Source organism: Paracoccus yibinensis (assembly GCF_030846195.1).
GTDB lineage: Bacteria > Pseudomonadota > Alphaproteobacteria > Rhodobacterales > Rhodobacteraceae > Paracoccus > Paracoccus yibinensis.
The window spans coordinates 1-13,974 of the sequence record NZ_JAVCWH010000015.1 but is presented as its reverse complement, the minus strand read 5'-3'; the positions used below and the strand labels follow the sequence as shown (position 1 = coordinate 13,974).

Sequence of the window (13,974 nt, the reverse complement as noted above, 5' to 3'; positions counted from 1 at the left end):
ACTGACTCGAATGAGATGAATGGCAACTCCCTGCGCATAGCTCACGCTTGTTGCCATCCCGGCGAGCGACCGCTTCCCACCCATCGGGTCGATTTCCCGGCCAAGGAAGACGATGAGGCTGCAGTCGCAGCGAGCGTCCGGATGGTCCGCATCGCTGCCGTCCTGCGCTAGCGTGGCGGCGTTGTGGAGAGCCCTTCGCCGACATTCGCGAAGCACCCGGCATCTCTCTCGGTTTACAAACGCAGCAAAATGAGCGGCCCAGAACCCCCGTTCGTGCCAGGAGCAGCGGTGAGCCGAGCGCAGCCCCAAATGCCGATTAAGCATGGGGGTGCTGTCGCGCAGCCTTATAGAAAGCCATTCCAAGGCCTAAGGTAATTCAGTAGCTTAGTAACAACATCGCACATTTAAGGAGATAGGTTCTGAAATGGCGCTTTCAGAATTATACGCAAACACCGGCGCAACGGGTTTCACCATCAATTTCTTCATGAACGCAGGACCGCACCCCAGACTGGGACTGCTGGCTGCGCCGTTCTTCACGACAAATGACCCCATCAAGGCTCTGACCGGCAAAGGATGTGATGTCCGGCTGATCGTCCGGTTTTCGCCGATCACAACGCCGGAGGCACTACGGCAGGCCTTTGAGAATCCTCGGGTCAAAACCCGCTATTTCACCGACGCCAAGTTTCACACGAAGCTCTATATCATTGATGATGTCGCGCTCGTCGGGTCCGCCAATCTCACCGATAGCGGCCTGAAAGCAAATCGGGAACTTTCCATCCTATTGAAGCAGGATCGCGATGAGGCCTTCTACGCGCTGCCCGGCCTGTTTGACGAGTTGTGGAACGACGCAGACGTTTTGAACGAAGAGGTGCTCCGCGAATATGAAAAGGCGTTCAAATCCAAAGAGAAGCCACAGGATGAGGACGACTTCGAGAGGTTCATCCACAAATTCGTAAAACCTGCCGCCCCCAAGAGCATCGTCGTTGGCAGCGAAAAGAAATCGAAAGAGCGCGCCTTCATCCAAGGGTTCCGCAGGAAATATGATGAAATTCTGGTGCCTGCGCACCATGAAATCCTCGAAGTCGCCCAACAGCACGGCTTTGGGCGGCCAGAATATGCCGGTCAGGATCCCCAGATCGAAATGGGAAGGTTCCTCGGATGGCTGCGCCTGACACAAGGCAGCGGCGATGGTTGGCGTGAGACATCGTTGCTCAGCGGCTCAAAGGACCGGGCCGCGCGGATTGCCGAATATGTGCAGGTCTGGCAGTCCACAGACGATACCGTGAAAGGCGATATGTATCACGCATCTGCAGAGATCGAGAACATCGCGAACATCCGGACTTACCTCTGTGATCCGAACGAGTTGGTCCGATTGAATTTTGACGAACTGTTCCGACACCTTACGGGCTGCCACGCCTTTCTCGAACGCTTGCGCTTTGTTTCCAAAGATGTAGGGGAGAACCTGTCCGGCCTCGAACGGCTGCGCATCGACTTCCAAAAGAAAAACACGCTCGAGGCCGTAGTGCGAACAGTTCGCTATCTCCTGGCAGGCCCTGGCGATGCGATTGAGCGTGCCTATGACTGCGTATACGGCAGCTATAAGCTCAAGGGCTTCGGTGAAGCTTGTGTCATGGAGTTGCTCGGCTGGGGAGACGCTAAACGTCCTCCATTCAACAATCGCTCCATTCGAGGCATCCGCTTGTTAGGGTTTGATGTGGAGCACTTGGTCGCGGGTGAGTAGCAAAAACCTATGTGGCTGCTTGTTAGATTGCCGCGGTTCGCTCGACGCGCGGCAAGCGCCCGCTTTTCGCCCTGCAGGACTATCTCGCCGTGATGAAGGTGTGTGGCATGCTGCACCGATGAGCGGCAGCTAGGTCCAAAAAGCGGTCATAGATACTATAAAACCCTATGTTGCGGGTAACCGGTAATGGACTTGCGCTACTCCGGGCAGTGACCACTATGTCGCTGACCATCAGAGAGAGTGCAGATGAGCCTGATTGACGACTATTGGGACCTTGAAGACAACGTCAGCGCACTCGAAGCAGTGCGGAAGTCCGACCACGGACGTGAGTTCGAGATCTACCGGTCTTTGATCGCCAAAGGCCGCGTTCTGCTGCCGTATTTGACCACCGACGGCATTGCGTTCGGACCTTCTCGTTTCCTGGGCTACAAGGGTAACACTGTCGCTAAGCACGCTGAACGGGAGCACCGCGACGGGCGGGAAACAACGCCCCGGATACGGCAGGTTCTCGCCAAGGAATTCGGATACACCACATGGAATACTCCGGACGATGTGGCGGAGGATCATTTTGTGCGGTTCTGTTCGTCGCTGAGCGTAACACCCGATAATGCATCTCGCACCTTTTGGATCACGCCAGAGGTTGGTGACTGGTTGGCTGATCACTCGGCTAATGAGCAGGACACAATTAGTGATAAAACCGGCAGCGACGCATCCCTTGAGGACTCGGTAAGAAACGACAAGTCTTTGCCGGAGACCACCCGAAAATCGATAATAAAATCGCGCGTAGGGCAAGGTCTGTTCAGACGCCGTGTTCTCCAAGCATACGGTAATTGCATGATCACGCGCTTGGCAGAGCACAGGCTGTTAATCGCCTCTCACATAAAGCCGTGGCGAGACTGTTGTCATGATCCGAATGAGTGCCTGAATCCGGATAACGCCCTGCTGTTGTCCCCGACGTGGGACGCACTGTTCGATAAGGGTTTCCTGAGCTTCTCGGATGAGGGCCAACTCTTGCTGTCCACGCGCCTTTCAAAAAAGGCGCGACGGGCGTTAGGAATCCAGGACTTGAGTGTCGCACTTACCAAAGGGCAAGCTTCATATATGCGACACCACCGTTCAATGCACGGTTTCGAGGACTCGGTATGACAATCGAGATTATTCCCGCGACCGAAGCTATGGTTGCCGAGATTGAGTTGTGGCTGGATGAGGAGGAGATGGCCTACAACGAAAGATATTCTCGTTGGGAAGCTGCGGGATATGAGGGTGATCCCGGTATTCGCGGGTTCAAGTGCAACTGGAATTCCACAAAGAATCACTGGCGAGATGGCTTTGGAAGCTTGGACGTGCTCGTTAAAGATGGCCGGGCTATTGGTTTCCTCGACGGGTACGACATTCTCGAGATACACCCTCAAGAGCGAGGGCTGGGCTACGGACGTCTCCTGGCTGAGTTCATGATAGATCGAGCGCAGGAAGAGGGTCGTTCGGTCGTTGAGATAGATATTGCACCGTTGACGGCGTTGCCCTTCTGGGAGCGCTTGGGCTTTAAAGTGATCGAGGGTCGACAAGGCAACGGCGGCGGTCAATATGCCTATAAAACGCTGCCGCGCCGCTTCCCTTTGGGATCTGGAACAAAGTTCCCGTATGCCGTCGAGTTCTATACAGAAACAGCCAGATACACGGATGGGAAGCCATTTCGTATTTATTCGGGAAGCGGAGAAGCTCAAGACAACGGAACGCTACAACTTCCCGAGCGTGTCATCTGCTTTTCGCCCAGTGTCCAAAATACCTGCGACTGCTTTGCCAAGCTTACCGTTAACGGCGAGGAATTGTTCTTTGAGAAGCTGAAGCGTGATGAAGCATCACACTTGGGTTTCAATTGCGACAAGGGCTACATATACTATATCGAGCGAATTACAATATCCTCGGCTGTTTGCTCAATTTAGCGCCTGCCGGCTATGATGCTGATCACTACGGGGTCCAGTCGTGAAAAATTAGGACTGCCGGACGAAACGCGTCCTGGTCGCTTCTCTTGCGAGAAGATGATGTTCGGATGGTCGAACTTATACCGGTCCAGCTCCCACAATCCGTTCCGATGTGCGATGATGACTCGCTCTCCGGCCTTAGCTTGGGGTAAGCGCGACGCCGACCCCCTCCTGCCATTGCTAAGCTGAACCGGCCATTGTCCGTGTGTGTGTCGGTTTAGGGGCTTGGGATTTGGGAAGAGGCAAAGAAGTGGGCGTCCATTTGGACGGCTCCTGGAATGGTTCGGTTTCCCGGCTGGAGATGATCGAGGGACCGAGCGGTCGGCGGCAGCGCACAGAAGCGGAGCGGGCGCGGATCGCGGCAGAAAGCCTGATTCCAGGGATGCGGGTGGCCGACGTCGCCCCCAAACACGGCACGACACGTTGGCAGATTTACAATTGGCGCAACAAGTTGCGGAGTGGGCATCTGATGGTGCCGGAGAGCCTCGCATCCCTGCCGATGTTCGCGGAGCTGATGGTCGAGAGCGATACTGCGACTGTGCCGCCAGCCCGCGCTCTGTCGGAGGTGGAGATCGTGGTCGGCGATGTGGTGATCCGCGCCAGTGCTGGTGCAGATGAGGGCCAGCTGACGCGGGCGATCCGCGCGGCTCGAGCGGCAATGTCATGATGCTGGGTCAAGGCGGGCCAGTGAAGGTCTTCATGGCAACCCGACCGGTCGACTTCCGCAAGGGTATCGACGGCCTGGCCCTGGCAGTCCAGGAGATGTTCGGGCTGGATCCGTTCTGTGGGGCGGTCTTTGTCTTCCGTTCCAAACGCGCTGACCGCATAAAGCTGCTGGCTTGGGATCAGACTGGGATGGTGCTGGTTCACAAGCGACTGGAAGGCGGCAAGTTTGTCTGGCCGCAGGTGCGGGACGGGGTGATGCGGATGTCGTCCGCACAGATGGCCGCGTTGTTCGAGGGCTTGGACTGGCGCCTTGTCCGACCTGAGCGAGCGCGGCGCCCTTTAACAGCAGGCTGATCGGTCGATCACTTGGGAATGCCTGTTTTTGCTGGCTGAAAGGGATAATCCATGATTCACTTTGAGCCATGGATGCTGATGCTCTTGCCTCGGAAAACACCCTCCTGAAGGCTCGCCTGGCCGAGCTTGAGGCGGCGCTATCCGAAGTGCAGGAGGCCAACCGTCGGCTGGAGGACATTTTGCGCACGGCGCAACGCGCGCAGTTTGGCAAAAGCTCCGAGAAGCTGTCACCCGACCAGTTCAACCTGCCCTTGGAGGATGCCGAATTTGCTCAAGGGGTGCTCGAGGCGGCACAGGAAAAGGCCGAGGCGGCGCTACAGGGGTTGGGGGCAAAGACACCCCGCAAACCTGCGCGCAACCGCGGGCATCTGCCGCTGCATCTGCCCCGGATCGAGCGCGTGATCGAACCCGCCAGCACCCTGTGTCCCTGCGGTTGCGAGATGGCGCGGATTGGCGAAGACGTTTCCAAACGTCTCGATGTGATCCCCGCCCAGTTCCGGGTTCTGGTAACGCGTCGCCCCAAATATGCATGCCGCCGCTGCTCTCAGACTGTGGCGCAAGCTCATGCCCCCGAGCATGTGGTGCCTGGCGGAATGCCCACGGAGCGGTTTATCGCCTGGATTATTGTCTCGAAGTTCGGTGACCACCTGCCGTTCTATCGCCAGGCCGAGATCTTCAAGCGTCAGGGGATCGATCTGGATCGCGGCACGCTTGGCAACTGGGTCGGGCGCGCCTGCTTCCATCTGACGCCGGTCATCGACCACATGCGCGCTCATCTGCGCGGTGTGGACCGGATCTTCGTCGACGAGACCCGCGCGCCAGTATTGGATCCCGGCCGAAAGGCCACAAAGAGCGGATACTTCTGGGCCGTCGTGTCCGATGATCGCGGACATGGCGGTGCCGGACCGCCGATCGTGCTGTTCCACTATGCCCCCGGCCGGGGCAAAGAGCATCCGCTGAAGTTCCTTGCTGGATACCGGGGCCGGTTCCTGCAATGCGACGCCTATCAGTCCTACAATGCGATGACCGGGATTGAGCGCAACAACGGCCCCTGGCAACTGGTCTATTGCTGGACCCATGTTCGCCGTCGCTTCGTGAAGCGCTTCGAAAATGAGGGCTCACCCATTGCGGAGAAAATGCTGCGCCAGATTGCGCTGCTTTATCAGGTCGAGAAGACGGTCCGAGGAAAGGATCCGGCCTTGCGCCTTGCTGCTCGGCGCGACCATTCGGCACCAGTCATCGCCGCGCTCAAGCCGTGGCTGGAGGCCAAGCTCTCCCGCATTCCGCAGAAATCCCAATTGGCCGAGGACATCCGCTACACCCTTGCACATTGGCCCGGCCTGATCCGCTTCCTTGAGGACGGCACGCTTGAGCTGGACACCAACCCGGTCGAGAACCAGATCCGCCCAATAGCTCTTACCAGAAAAAATGCACTTTTTGCCGGCAATGAAGCCGGCGCAGAGAACTGGGCAATGCTGGCTTCGCTGGTTGCCACCTGTAAAATGTCCAGCGTGAACCCTGTCGACTACATCGCCAACACTCTTCGGGCCATTCTCGACGGGCATCCGAAATCCCGCATCGAGGACCTCATGCCCTGGCGCTTCAGCCAGACGTCAAGCCTCGCCGCATAGGGTAGAGCCGTAGCGCTTACAGCTTGGGGGACCAGTGTCTCTTTTAGCCAGCGCCGATGAACCAGCGTGCTTGGCAGGATATCTGCCAAGCTTCTGTTCTGCTTCTCATTCGACAGCTTGTTGGAGCGGTAGGCCAAGGCGTTTACCAATGCCAGTCTGCCACTGGCGATAAATTGGCCGTAGTTTGACATCTCGTAGTACGGGGACACGTCCTGAGGGTTTATGGGCCTTGGGTTCCACAGTATGTCGAGATACCTCTCAACCGCTCCAGCGTCAGCAAATTCCTGAGGTGTTATGGAAGGATTGTACCCGCCGTTCATCATCAGCAGGACCACGGGCGCATTGTCCACATCTCCGATGTAAGCGGGCGGCGGCCAGTCCAGATTGAAGGTGTGGGGGCGTGACGCAAAAAACGGAGCGTCATAGGGGTGAATGGCACCCGTCAGCCCGCGCCAGTGTTCAACGATTGAGCTGCGGGTCGAGATCATGTTTGCCCGGCTTCCTACAGGAAGCGGAGCCTTATTCCGCCACCATGTTGCACAGCAATATAACGCACCCACCCCTGTCTCAATGCCAAGAAGCGCGTAGCCGAGCAACATGCATTCGGTGTGTTGGGTTCTCGTGGAGGCATTGACTGCACCCTGCACGAAGCCCATGCCTTATAGCTGACGCCAGTGTTTGCTTGGCTCCTTACTTCCTTGTGTCAGGACACCCGACAATTTCGCCACCACAACGCCAAGGACGCAAACGCGGGGAACAGAACGGACACGAAAACCACCGCCAGGCTCTGTTCATTAACCATGGAGTGCCCTTATGAAGTGGTCCACCCATTGGGTTAGTTACGCTCATGTGCGACCTTCATGGACACCATAGAGGTCGAGAGGCCGAGAGCCGCTATCCCTGCACCACTCTACTTTTCCGCTGCGGAGATGAAAATGAGCCCTGCAGCCGTCCTGCATGCGAACAGAGGGCGCGAGCGTCGGCCGGCCGAGGTGATCCACTTCCAGACGCCACCGCGGCCGCCGCTCCCGCGCGAGGGATAGTTGAAGCCGCTCACCACAGCCGCAGGGACAGCGCATGAGCGCCCACTTGTCGGTCTCCCCTCGCACGATCACCAGCCGATCCTGCCGCAAATCATCGGCAGCAGGATGACGCAGCTGCACTGTCGCCGTTACCTCCGTTCGGGGAATGAGCCAAAAAAGCTCCAGCCCTCGCCGGACAAAGTCGCGCAGCATCACGAGACCCGGTCCAGAAACGGCTCGACATCCCCCCGCCCCACGATCATCGGATCTCCGCAGATTCCGCAACCAGCCCGCTGGACGGCGCCCGGCTTTCGCTCAATGCCACGATCAAGGCGACGCACCCTGTTCCAGGCCCAGCCTCCCTCACCACGAAAGTCGGTGATCCCCTGCAGGAGTTCGTCCACCGCCATGGCGGCCGCCTGCGTCGTGCAGGTCACCACGGCCGGGGCAGGGTCGCCGCCACCGCGCACGTAGGCCTCACGCTTGCGCCGATCATACTCGGCCGGATCGGCGCGCTTCAGCGCCTCTTCCGCCGCAGCCCTGCCGTCCACTACTCCCCGGCAGACAAGACATGGCGCACCATCCACCAAGACCGTCACCCGCGCGCTCATCTCTGCGAAGCCCCCTTCAGGGCGCGGTTCAATGGCGAGGCCTACGTCGATCACAGGCACGCAGTAGAAGCGTGCGTACCGGTCAAGGAGCATCCGCCCCCCATGGTCGTCCGTGCACCCGAAAACCACGTCGCAGGCTTTAAGGGCGTCCCGTGCGTCAGGGTGGTCTACCCATTGGCAGATTGGTACAGCCCGCACACCGAGTCCCATGGAGGCAATTGACGCTGCCACCACGTCAGCCTTGGCGCACATCGCGTCGGCATCCACACGCGTCGCGCCATGCAGCCGGTTGAGGTTCGAGACCTCCACGATGTCCTTGTCGAGCAGGACCAATCCTCCCACCCCTAGACGGGCGAGGAGCATCGCTACGGCACTGCCAGTCCCGCCGCAGCCGACCACAGCGACGCGCAGACCACGCAGGACGGCATTCGCCTCGGGTCCGAACATGCGGACCTGCCGGTCGAGGGTGCTATCAAGAGCCCCGTCGGAAAAGGCCGGCCGTATCTGCCGGAAGCGGCGGCCTACCAAAGACACATGGTCGAACGGGATCGGCGCGCCGCGGTCCATCCAGACCCGTCCCGACCACATCGTTCCACCAGAGAGCAGGAGGCTCGCCAGCGGCATATCAGGACCGTTCCTGTTCATGACGATCTGGTGAAGGCCCGGCTCATTGCGATCGTCTTGCTCTGAGAAGCCCGCAGCGCCGCTCGGATGAGTGTGCACGATCGCCGGCACGAGACCTTCGCGCTTGGCGCGTGCGATCAACGCAATAAAGCCGTCCGTCCTCCATGAAATATGGCAAGCATCCGAAGAGATGATGTCCCTCTCGAAAATCGGGACGACTTCGTGAGAGACGAGCCGCAAACGGCGACGTCCCGTCCACGGATCGCGGGCGATCTTGTTCGCGCCAAGCAGGACGTAGGCTGCAGCCTCCGTGCCGTCGGTGCGAGCCAGGAGAAGACGGAGGCGCTCCTCGTGCGCCTCCTGAAGGGTCAGGTCGACGCAGGTCATGCCGCCACCTTCAGCGCCTGTTCTATGCGCTTGATCATCGTGCGCAGGCCATCCGCGCCCGGACGCCAATCCTGAGAGTGACGCGACCAGCGCTGCCATTGCAGGCCTGCAAAGGTCTCCCTCACCTGTGTGCAGTTCGGCTCCCGGCCAGATTCTGCCAGCACGAGATGCGGCGCGGTCCAGAACATGTCAGGGCATGCGTCCGGGTAGCCTGGGGGCAACTGGATGAGCACGTCGGCCTCGCTCACCTGGAACTGGTCCGGCGGCAGAGGGAAGGCCTCAAGGACCACGCCCTTGCGGACCCCGTCTTCAATCTCTCGGAATGCAAGGCCGCGTCCTTCAAGGTAACGGCGATCGCCTGCAGGAAGGAACGCCATCACGCCGCCCCCTCCGTGGTCTGGGTCACTCCTGTGAAGAAGCGCTCCAGCCCCACCTCATCTACGCGAACGATCTCGTCATCGCCAATCGACCGGTCCTGACCGCCATTGCGGTTCTCCAACCAGACCCCGTAGCGGGTGGCATCAACCCCCGCGAGGCGCTTCAGGACCCGACCGGTAATGGCGGGTGCACCCCATTCGACTATTCGGCCATCAAGGTTGATCCGATAGGATGCAGCGCCTTCGAAGATGATGAAGCGCTCGACTCCTGCAGTGCGCAGATCGACGGTTTCGTCCGGACGAAGTTCCTCCAGCTCTCCATTGTGGAGGACCTGAAAGACCATGTGCTCGTCAAGCTTTCGGACCGCTGCGGCATCCATTATCTGCCGTCCCGTGGGCGTCGGCTCCTCAATCCGTACGGGTTGGAAGTTGAGACCAACGTCCCCGATCTGGACGCGGTAAGGGCCAGTCGCACGGGGTGCGCGCCCCGCCGCGATGCATTCAGCAATATCTTCGATATGATTGTGGTCCAGCGGCGCCATGGCTGCTCTCCTTGTTGCATTCGACCCTCATCGGGGACTCTACAAAGGAGTGCGCACTTGAGTGATATCCGCGGACATCCCCAAGAAAATTTCTGCTATCTTGAAAAATTGCGTCGGAATGTCCGCGGCGCCCGATCACGCGCGCATACTTAGGTGACCAGGGAGGAGGAAATCAGTGGAGCGGGAGATGCCGTAGATGAACAAGAGTAGCACGCCGGAGCATCTCAGCGCTTCCGAATGCAACGCCGCTTTGGAAACTTTCGCCTCAAATACGGACCAAATGCTCCGTCTCGACAAGATCGCACGCCGATATGCCGGGAGCGATCTGGAAGCGGAGGAACTCGTTCAGGAGGCCTTTATCAGGATCTTGGATGGGGATCGCGCTTGGCCCCGGGGGCTCGATACGAGATCTTTTGTCATCAAGGTGATCCAGAGCATTGCCAGCGAGATCCGCGAGAGGGGAAAGCGGCGAAAACCACACATGACCATGACCGGGACTCTTCCCGAAGACACCTTGCCCTGCCCCGATCTCACGGCAGCCGAGACGCTGGATTTACTTCAGCAGGATGCCGCGATGCGGGCGAGAATGCTCGAATACTTCAAAGACGACCCCGAGTTGTGCATGTTGGCAGAGGCGCTGCTCGAGGGATGGGAAAAATCAGAACTGCTTTTCCTCTTTGACCAGGATGAGTCCAGATACCAAGCGACGCGCAAGCGCTTCCGTCGCAGGACGAAGAAGCTCGAAGCCACGCTGACCAAAATAGGTGAACCCCATGACCAAGACCAAGCCCGGGAGGCCGATGATCGCTGAAGACGAGATGATCCAGGATATCATCGAAACGCCGATCGAGGAGATCCGTGCTGAGCTGCGTGAAGAAGGGCGCGACCCCGACCGGGTTGCCTCGAACTTGCGCGCGCGTTTGGCACGCGCCCAGGAAACAGTAATTCAGCGGCGGCTCGCTGCTGCGCAGGTTGAGTTAAAAGGCCGAGGCAAGCCTCCGGCTCCAGACCGCATGCCAAAGACGATTGACGACGCATACAGCGCGGATGGCCTTACTATGGCTGCCCGCAACGCAACGCGTCCAATGGGCCTGTCCGACCCGAGCGTCGATGATGACCTCAATGAGCTTCGCTCCGGCGACTGGACACGGGACTGAGCGATGCCCATCCGCATTTCGCCGGGGGAGAAGCTCCTGCGTGACAGGGGCGTCTCTCGGCCCGATCAGATTGATCTTGTCGAGATCGCGTGGGACCTGGGTGCGAAGGTGAAGCTGAGGCGGCTGGAGGGCTGCGAAGCAAGGATCATCGGTGAGGGCAACCGGGCGATCATTTCAATCGACGAGACCAGGCCCGAGCGGAGGCGCCGTTTCTCGCTTGGGCACGAGATTGGCCATTGGATGTGCCACCGCGGTCAGTGCCTTGCCTGCGCCAAGGAGGATATCGGTCGCGGCGGTGCAGGAAAAAATCCTAAGGAACGCGTCGCGGATCGCTACGCGGCTGATTTGCTGATGCCGGGCTTTCTTATGCGCGAGGCGGTGCGTGGACGACGCTTGGACCTCAACCTGATCGAACATATTGCTGACCTCTTCAATGTCAGCCGCCTCGCCGCCGCGGTCCGTCTTCTCGAGATGGAGCATGAGCCATGCGTCCTTATCCGGCATTCAATGGTCGGAATGCCCTGGCGGCTGATCTCCTCAAGTGTCGATCGCAGATGGACACCTCGACTGCGGGTCGAGTCGGACAGTCATGCATACGGGATCCTCTCTGGACATCTCGGGGACCAGCCGCGTTCTGAGACAGTCTCTGCGGAGGACTGGTTCGAGAACGACGATGCGCATCGCTTCGAGGTCGCCGAGCAATCATTCCGCTGCCTTGATGGGGAAGTGCTGACGCTTATAGTCCTGCGGGACGAGGGAATGCTGGCAGAGTAAACAGATCTGTGCCCGATCTACGAGGCATCGATTGCCGACGAGAAATAGCGGCGGCCTGATGACCGCCGCATTCTCTCCATATTACTCGGCCTGCTCCCGAATTAACCCAATTATATTTTAGAAAGATAAACTTTCTGTTAAATATCTTCGTACGGCAATATACTTTGATGCTGTGCCGCCATCGTAAAAAACAAGCAGCTAGCGTAATAATAACGCATCGTCGCGCTAGTATTCTGCTTCATAAGTAAATTATTCTTTTTAGTTTATGTAGATTTTTTTTATTAAAGAGCCACGTTTATGTCATTGATGGTAGCGGAGGCGCGGATTACTTTGCGCGTACATGCGATTATTTACAGATCTTGATGCTGCAGTTATGCCGCGTTACCTGATACGGATTCTTACCTTCTAGAGCGTATCTCAGCCATCAAGATTCAGGGTTCCCAGCCTGCCCATGATGTGATTCTCTTCTGCTAGGGCAGATGGAGATTTCAGATGGGCAAGCCACATCCAGTAGAGCTTCGGACCCGGGTCATCGGCTACGTGGACGAAGGTCACGGACACCGTCAGGCTGCTCGGCATTTTCGGGTATCGCCGAAGTTCGTCAATGATCTGGTGAAGCTGCGGCGCGAGACCGGATGTTTGACACCGAGGCGACAAGGCAATGGCGGCGGACATGGCAAGCTGGTGGACGTGACCGGCTGGCTCAAGGCCCGCGTCGCGGCCAAAAGCGGGATCACGCTTGATGAACTCGTGGCCGAACTGGCTGAGACGCATGGCATCGATGTTCACCGCGCCACCGTTTGGCGCGTTCTGCGGGGTCTCGGACTGACCCATAAAAAAAACTCTGCAGGCGCTTGAACAGAAGCGAAAGGACGTCGCCGCTCTGCGCCATGTCTGGATTGTGAGACGCCAGCCTTTCATGGCCAATCACTTGGAGCGATTGGCGTTTGTTGACGAAACCGGGGTCAAGACGAACATGGCCAAGACCTCCGGCTGGGCACCCTGCGGGCAGCGCCTCGTCGATCATGCACCGTTCGGACATTGGCGCACCCAGACCTTTGTCGCCGCCCTGCGCCATGACCGGTTGGACGCGCCCTGGGTGATCGACGGCGCAATGAACGCCGAGATGTTCAACCTTTATACCAAAACCCAGCTGGTCCCGACGCTCAGGCCCCGTGACGTCGTCATTCTGGACAATCTCTCCAGCCACAAGAGCTCGGCCGCAGCGGCAGCCTTGCGCGACATGGGTGCCTGGTTCCTGTTCCTGCCGCCATACAGCCCCGACCTCAACCCGATCGAAATGGCCTTCTCCAAACTCAAGGCGCTGATCAGAAAAGCCGCCGCCCGCACCTACGATCAGCTTTGGGCTGCGGTTGGCCAGGTCTGCGACCTCTTCTCCGACGAGGAATGCTACAACTACTTCAAAGCCGCAGGTTATAAGGCCGATTGAGTGCAACGGGCTTTAGAGTTTGTGATCCAGCATCTACAACAACCCCGAAGGGCTGCACTTACCGCAGGCGCCCTGCAAGAATTTGCTACCCGCTCATCCTCGTCGGCTTCCCGTCTTGCCTCGGAGAGGCAGCCTGGACATGCTATCGGCAGGACTGGGCTCGCGCAGGACGTAACCCCTGCCCCAGACTGTCTCGATCACGTTTTTGCCTCCAAGCGCCTCGGACAGTTTCTTGCGCAGCTTGCAGATAAAGACGTCGATGATCTTCAGCTCCGGCTCGTCCATGCCGCCGTAGAGGTGGTTGAGGAACATCTCCTTGCTCAACGTCATACCCTTACGCAGGCTGAGCAGTTCCAGGATCTGGTATTCCTTGCCGGTCAGGTGGATCGGCTTGCCTTTGACCTCGACAGACTGCGCGTCCAGATTGACGACAATGTCTCCGATCTGGATCAAGTCCTGGCTGTGACCCTTGGACCGGCGGATGATCGCCTGGATGCGGGCCTGCAATTCTTCGCGATTGAAGGGCTTGGTCATGTAATCGTCGGCACCGAAGCCGAAGCTGCGTATTCCACCGTATCCGACCGCTTATTCCAGCAACATCCGACCAGCTGTTCCACGATCATCCGACCGGTCGGCGGTAGCGGTCTGAGGCAAAG

General features: G+C 58.6%; 15 protein-coding genes and 1 pseudogene. 11 read left to right on the top strand and 5 right to left on the bottom strand.

The features are described 5' to 3' along the window. Nucleotides 1-424: 424 nt before the first annotated feature. The 6 genes from RAH32_RS18235 to tnpC all read left to right on the top strand — a co-directional run bounded on the left by RAH32_RS18235 (nucleotide 425) and on the right by tnpC (nucleotide 6,374). Nucleotides 425-1,741, top strand: coding sequence for a phospholipase D-like domain-containing protein (locus RAH32_RS18235; protein WP_306609857.1), 1,317 nt, complete (start codon nucleotides 425-427; stop codon nucleotides 1,739-1,741). Between the two features lie 246 nt (nucleotides 1,742-1,987). Further along, complete coding sequence (locus RAH32_RS18230) at nucleotides 1,988-2,887, top strand: HNH endonuclease (protein WP_306609856.1); 900 nt, start codon at nucleotides 1,988-1,990, stop codon at nucleotides 2,885-2,887. Beyond that, nucleotides 2,884-3,684 (top strand): GNAT family N-acetyltransferase, encoded by an 801-nt coding sequence (locus tag RAH32_RS18225; RefSeq protein WP_306609855.1) that lies wholly within the window; start codon nucleotides 2,884-2,886, stop codon nucleotides 3,682-3,684. Before RAH32_RS18230 ends, RAH32_RS18225 begins: the two co-directional genes overlap by 4 nt. 289 nt (nucleotides 3,685-3,973) lie before the next feature. Beyond that, a complete protein-coding gene (locus tag RAH32_RS18220; protein WP_306609854.1) occupies nucleotides 3,974-4,390 on the top strand; it encodes a transposase in 417 nt (138 codons plus the stop codon). Between the two features lie 32 nt (nucleotides 4,391-4,422). Continuing rightward, complete coding sequence (gene tnpB / locus RAH32_RS18215) at nucleotides 4,423-4,743, top strand: IS66 family insertion sequence element accessory protein TnpB (protein WP_306609853.1); 321 nt, start codon at nucleotides 4,423-4,425, stop codon at nucleotides 4,741-4,743. Between the two features lie 68 nt (nucleotides 4,744-4,811). After that, nucleotides 4,812-6,374: an IS66 family transposase gene (gene tnpC, locus RAH32_RS18210; RefSeq protein WP_306609852.1), complete on the top strand. Its 1,563-nt coding sequence runs from the start codon at nucleotides 4,812-4,814 to the stop codon at nucleotides 6,372-6,374. 845 nt (nucleotides 6,375-7,219) lie between these two features. Here the strand turns inward: tnpC and RAH32_RS21715 are convergent. Genes RAH32_RS21715 through RAH32_RS18190 form a run of 4 tightly spaced genes read right to left on the bottom strand, consistent with a single transcriptional unit; the run spans nucleotide 7,220 to nucleotide 9,937 of the window. Further along, nucleotides 7,220-7,609, bottom strand: a complete 390-nt coding sequence (locus tag RAH32_RS21715; protein WP_489681586.1) for a ubiquitination-like system serine protease family protein — start codon at nucleotides 7,607-7,609, stop codon at nucleotides 7,220-7,222. Next, complete coding sequence (locus RAH32_RS18200) at nucleotides 7,609-9,018, bottom strand: ThiF family adenylyltransferase (RefSeq protein WP_306609851.1); 1,410 nt, start codon at nucleotides 9,016-9,018, stop codon at nucleotides 7,609-7,611. Before RAH32_RS18200 ends, RAH32_RS21715 begins: the two co-directional genes overlap by 1 nt. Continuing rightward, a complete protein-coding gene (locus RAH32_RS18195; protein WP_306609850.1) occupies nucleotides 9,015-9,395 on the bottom strand; it encodes an E2/UBC family protein in 381 nt (126 codons plus the stop codon). The genes RAH32_RS18200 and RAH32_RS18195 overlap by 4 nt, the downstream gene beginning before the upstream one ends. Next, on the bottom strand, nucleotides 9,395-9,937 hold the full coding sequence (locus tag RAH32_RS18190) for a multiubiquitin domain-containing protein (protein ID WP_306609849.1): 543 nt from the start codon (nucleotides 9,935-9,937) through the stop codon (nucleotides 9,395-9,397). The genes RAH32_RS18195 and RAH32_RS18190 overlap by 1 nt, the downstream gene beginning before the upstream one ends. 196 nt (nucleotides 9,938-10,133) lie before the next feature. Between RAH32_RS18190 and RAH32_RS18185 the strand changes: the two genes are divergently transcribed. From RAH32_RS18185 to RAH32_RS18165, 5 genes are all read left to right on the top strand, one after another. Beyond that, nucleotides 10,134-10,748 carry a sigma factor gene (locus tag RAH32_RS18185; protein WP_306609848.1) on the top strand — a complete coding sequence of 205 codons (615 nt, stop codon included), beginning with the start codon at nucleotides 10,134-10,136 and terminating at the stop codon, nucleotides 10,746-10,748. After that, on the top strand, nucleotides 10,711-11,094 hold the full coding sequence (locus tag RAH32_RS18180; protein WP_306609847.1) for a hypothetical protein: 384 nt from the start codon (nucleotides 10,711-10,713) through the stop codon (nucleotides 11,092-11,094). Before RAH32_RS18185 ends, RAH32_RS18180 begins: the two co-directional genes overlap by 38 nt. A 3-nt stretch (nucleotides 11,095-11,097) precedes the next feature. Next, nucleotides 11,098-11,868, top strand: a complete 771-nt coding sequence (locus RAH32_RS18175; protein ID WP_306609846.1) for an ImmA/IrrE family metallo-endopeptidase — start codon at nucleotides 11,098-11,100, stop codon at nucleotides 11,866-11,868. 492 nt (nucleotides 11,869-12,360) lie between these two features. Further along, the gene (locus RAH32_RS18170; protein ID WP_306609845.1) at nucleotides 12,361-12,726 is read left to right on the top strand and encodes a helix-turn-helix domain-containing protein; all 366 of its coding nucleotides are present in this window, start codon (nucleotides 12,361-12,363) and stop codon (nucleotides 12,724-12,726) included. Further along, nucleotides 12,701-13,318: an IS630 family transposase gene (locus tag RAH32_RS18165; protein ID WP_306609889.1), complete on the top strand. Its 618-nt coding sequence runs from the start codon at nucleotides 12,701-12,703 to the stop codon at nucleotides 13,316-13,318. Before RAH32_RS18170 ends, RAH32_RS18165 begins: the two co-directional genes overlap by 26 nt. Before the next feature lie 93 nt (nucleotides 13,319-13,411). Here the strand turns inward: RAH32_RS18165 and RAH32_RS18160 are convergent. Then, nucleotides 13,412-13,885 (bottom strand): annotated as a pseudogene (locus RAH32_RS18160) (winged helix-turn-helix domain-containing protein); the annotation flags it as partial. Nucleotides 13,886-13,974: the final 89 nt, after the last annotated feature.

Excerpts from the sequence above, each read along its gene's own strand:
- RAH32_RS18175 (WP_306609846.1), top strand. The coding sequence starts at position 11,098 with ATGCCCATCCGCATTTCGCCGGGGGAGAAGCTCCTGCGTGACAGGGGC.
- RAH32_RS18235 (WP_306609857.1), top strand. The coding sequence starts at position 425 with ATGGCGCTTTCAGAATTATACGCAAACACCGGCGCAACGGGTTTCACC.
- RAH32_RS18190 (WP_306609849.1), bottom strand. The coding sequence starts at position 9,937 with ATGGCGCCGCTGGACCACAATCATATCGAAGATATTGCTGAATGCATC.
- RAH32_RS18200 (WP_306609851.1), bottom strand. The coding sequence starts at position 9,018 with ATGACCTGCGTCGACCTGACCCTTCAGGAGGCGCACGAGGAGCGCCTC.
- RAH32_RS18180 (WP_306609847.1), top strand. The coding sequence starts at position 10,711 with ATGACCAAGACCAAGCCCGGGAGGCCGATGATCGCTGAAGACGAGATG.
- RAH32_RS18170 (WP_306609845.1), top strand. The coding sequence starts at position 12,361 with ATGGGCAAGCCACATCCAGTAGAGCTTCGGACCCGGGTCATCGGCTAC.
- RAH32_RS18185 (WP_306609848.1), top strand. The coding sequence starts at position 10,134 with ATGAACAAGAGTAGCACGCCGGAGCATCTCAGCGCTTCCGAATGCAAC.
- RAH32_RS18195 (WP_306609850.1), bottom strand. The coding sequence starts at position 9,395 with ATGGCGTTCCTTCCTGCAGGCGATCGCCGTTACCTTGAAGGACGCGGC.
- tnpB (WP_306609853.1), top strand. The coding sequence starts at position 4,423 with ATGGCAACCCGACCGGTCGACTTCCGCAAGGGTATCGACGGCCTGGCC.
- RAH32_RS18225 (WP_306609855.1), top strand. The coding sequence starts at position 2,884 with ATGACAATCGAGATTATTCCCGCGACCGAAGCTATGGTTGCCGAGATT.
- RAH32_RS21715 (WP_489681586.1), bottom strand. The coding sequence starts at position 7,609 with ATGCTGCGCGACTTTGTCCGGCGAGGGCTGGAGCTTTTTTGGCTCATT.
- tnpC (WP_306609852.1), top strand. The coding sequence starts at position 4,812 with ATGGATGCTGATGCTCTTGCCTCGGAAAACACCCTCCTGAAGGCTCGC.
- RAH32_RS18230 (WP_306609856.1), top strand. The coding sequence starts at position 1,988 with ATGAGCCTGATTGACGACTATTGGGACCTTGAAGACAACGTCAGCGCA.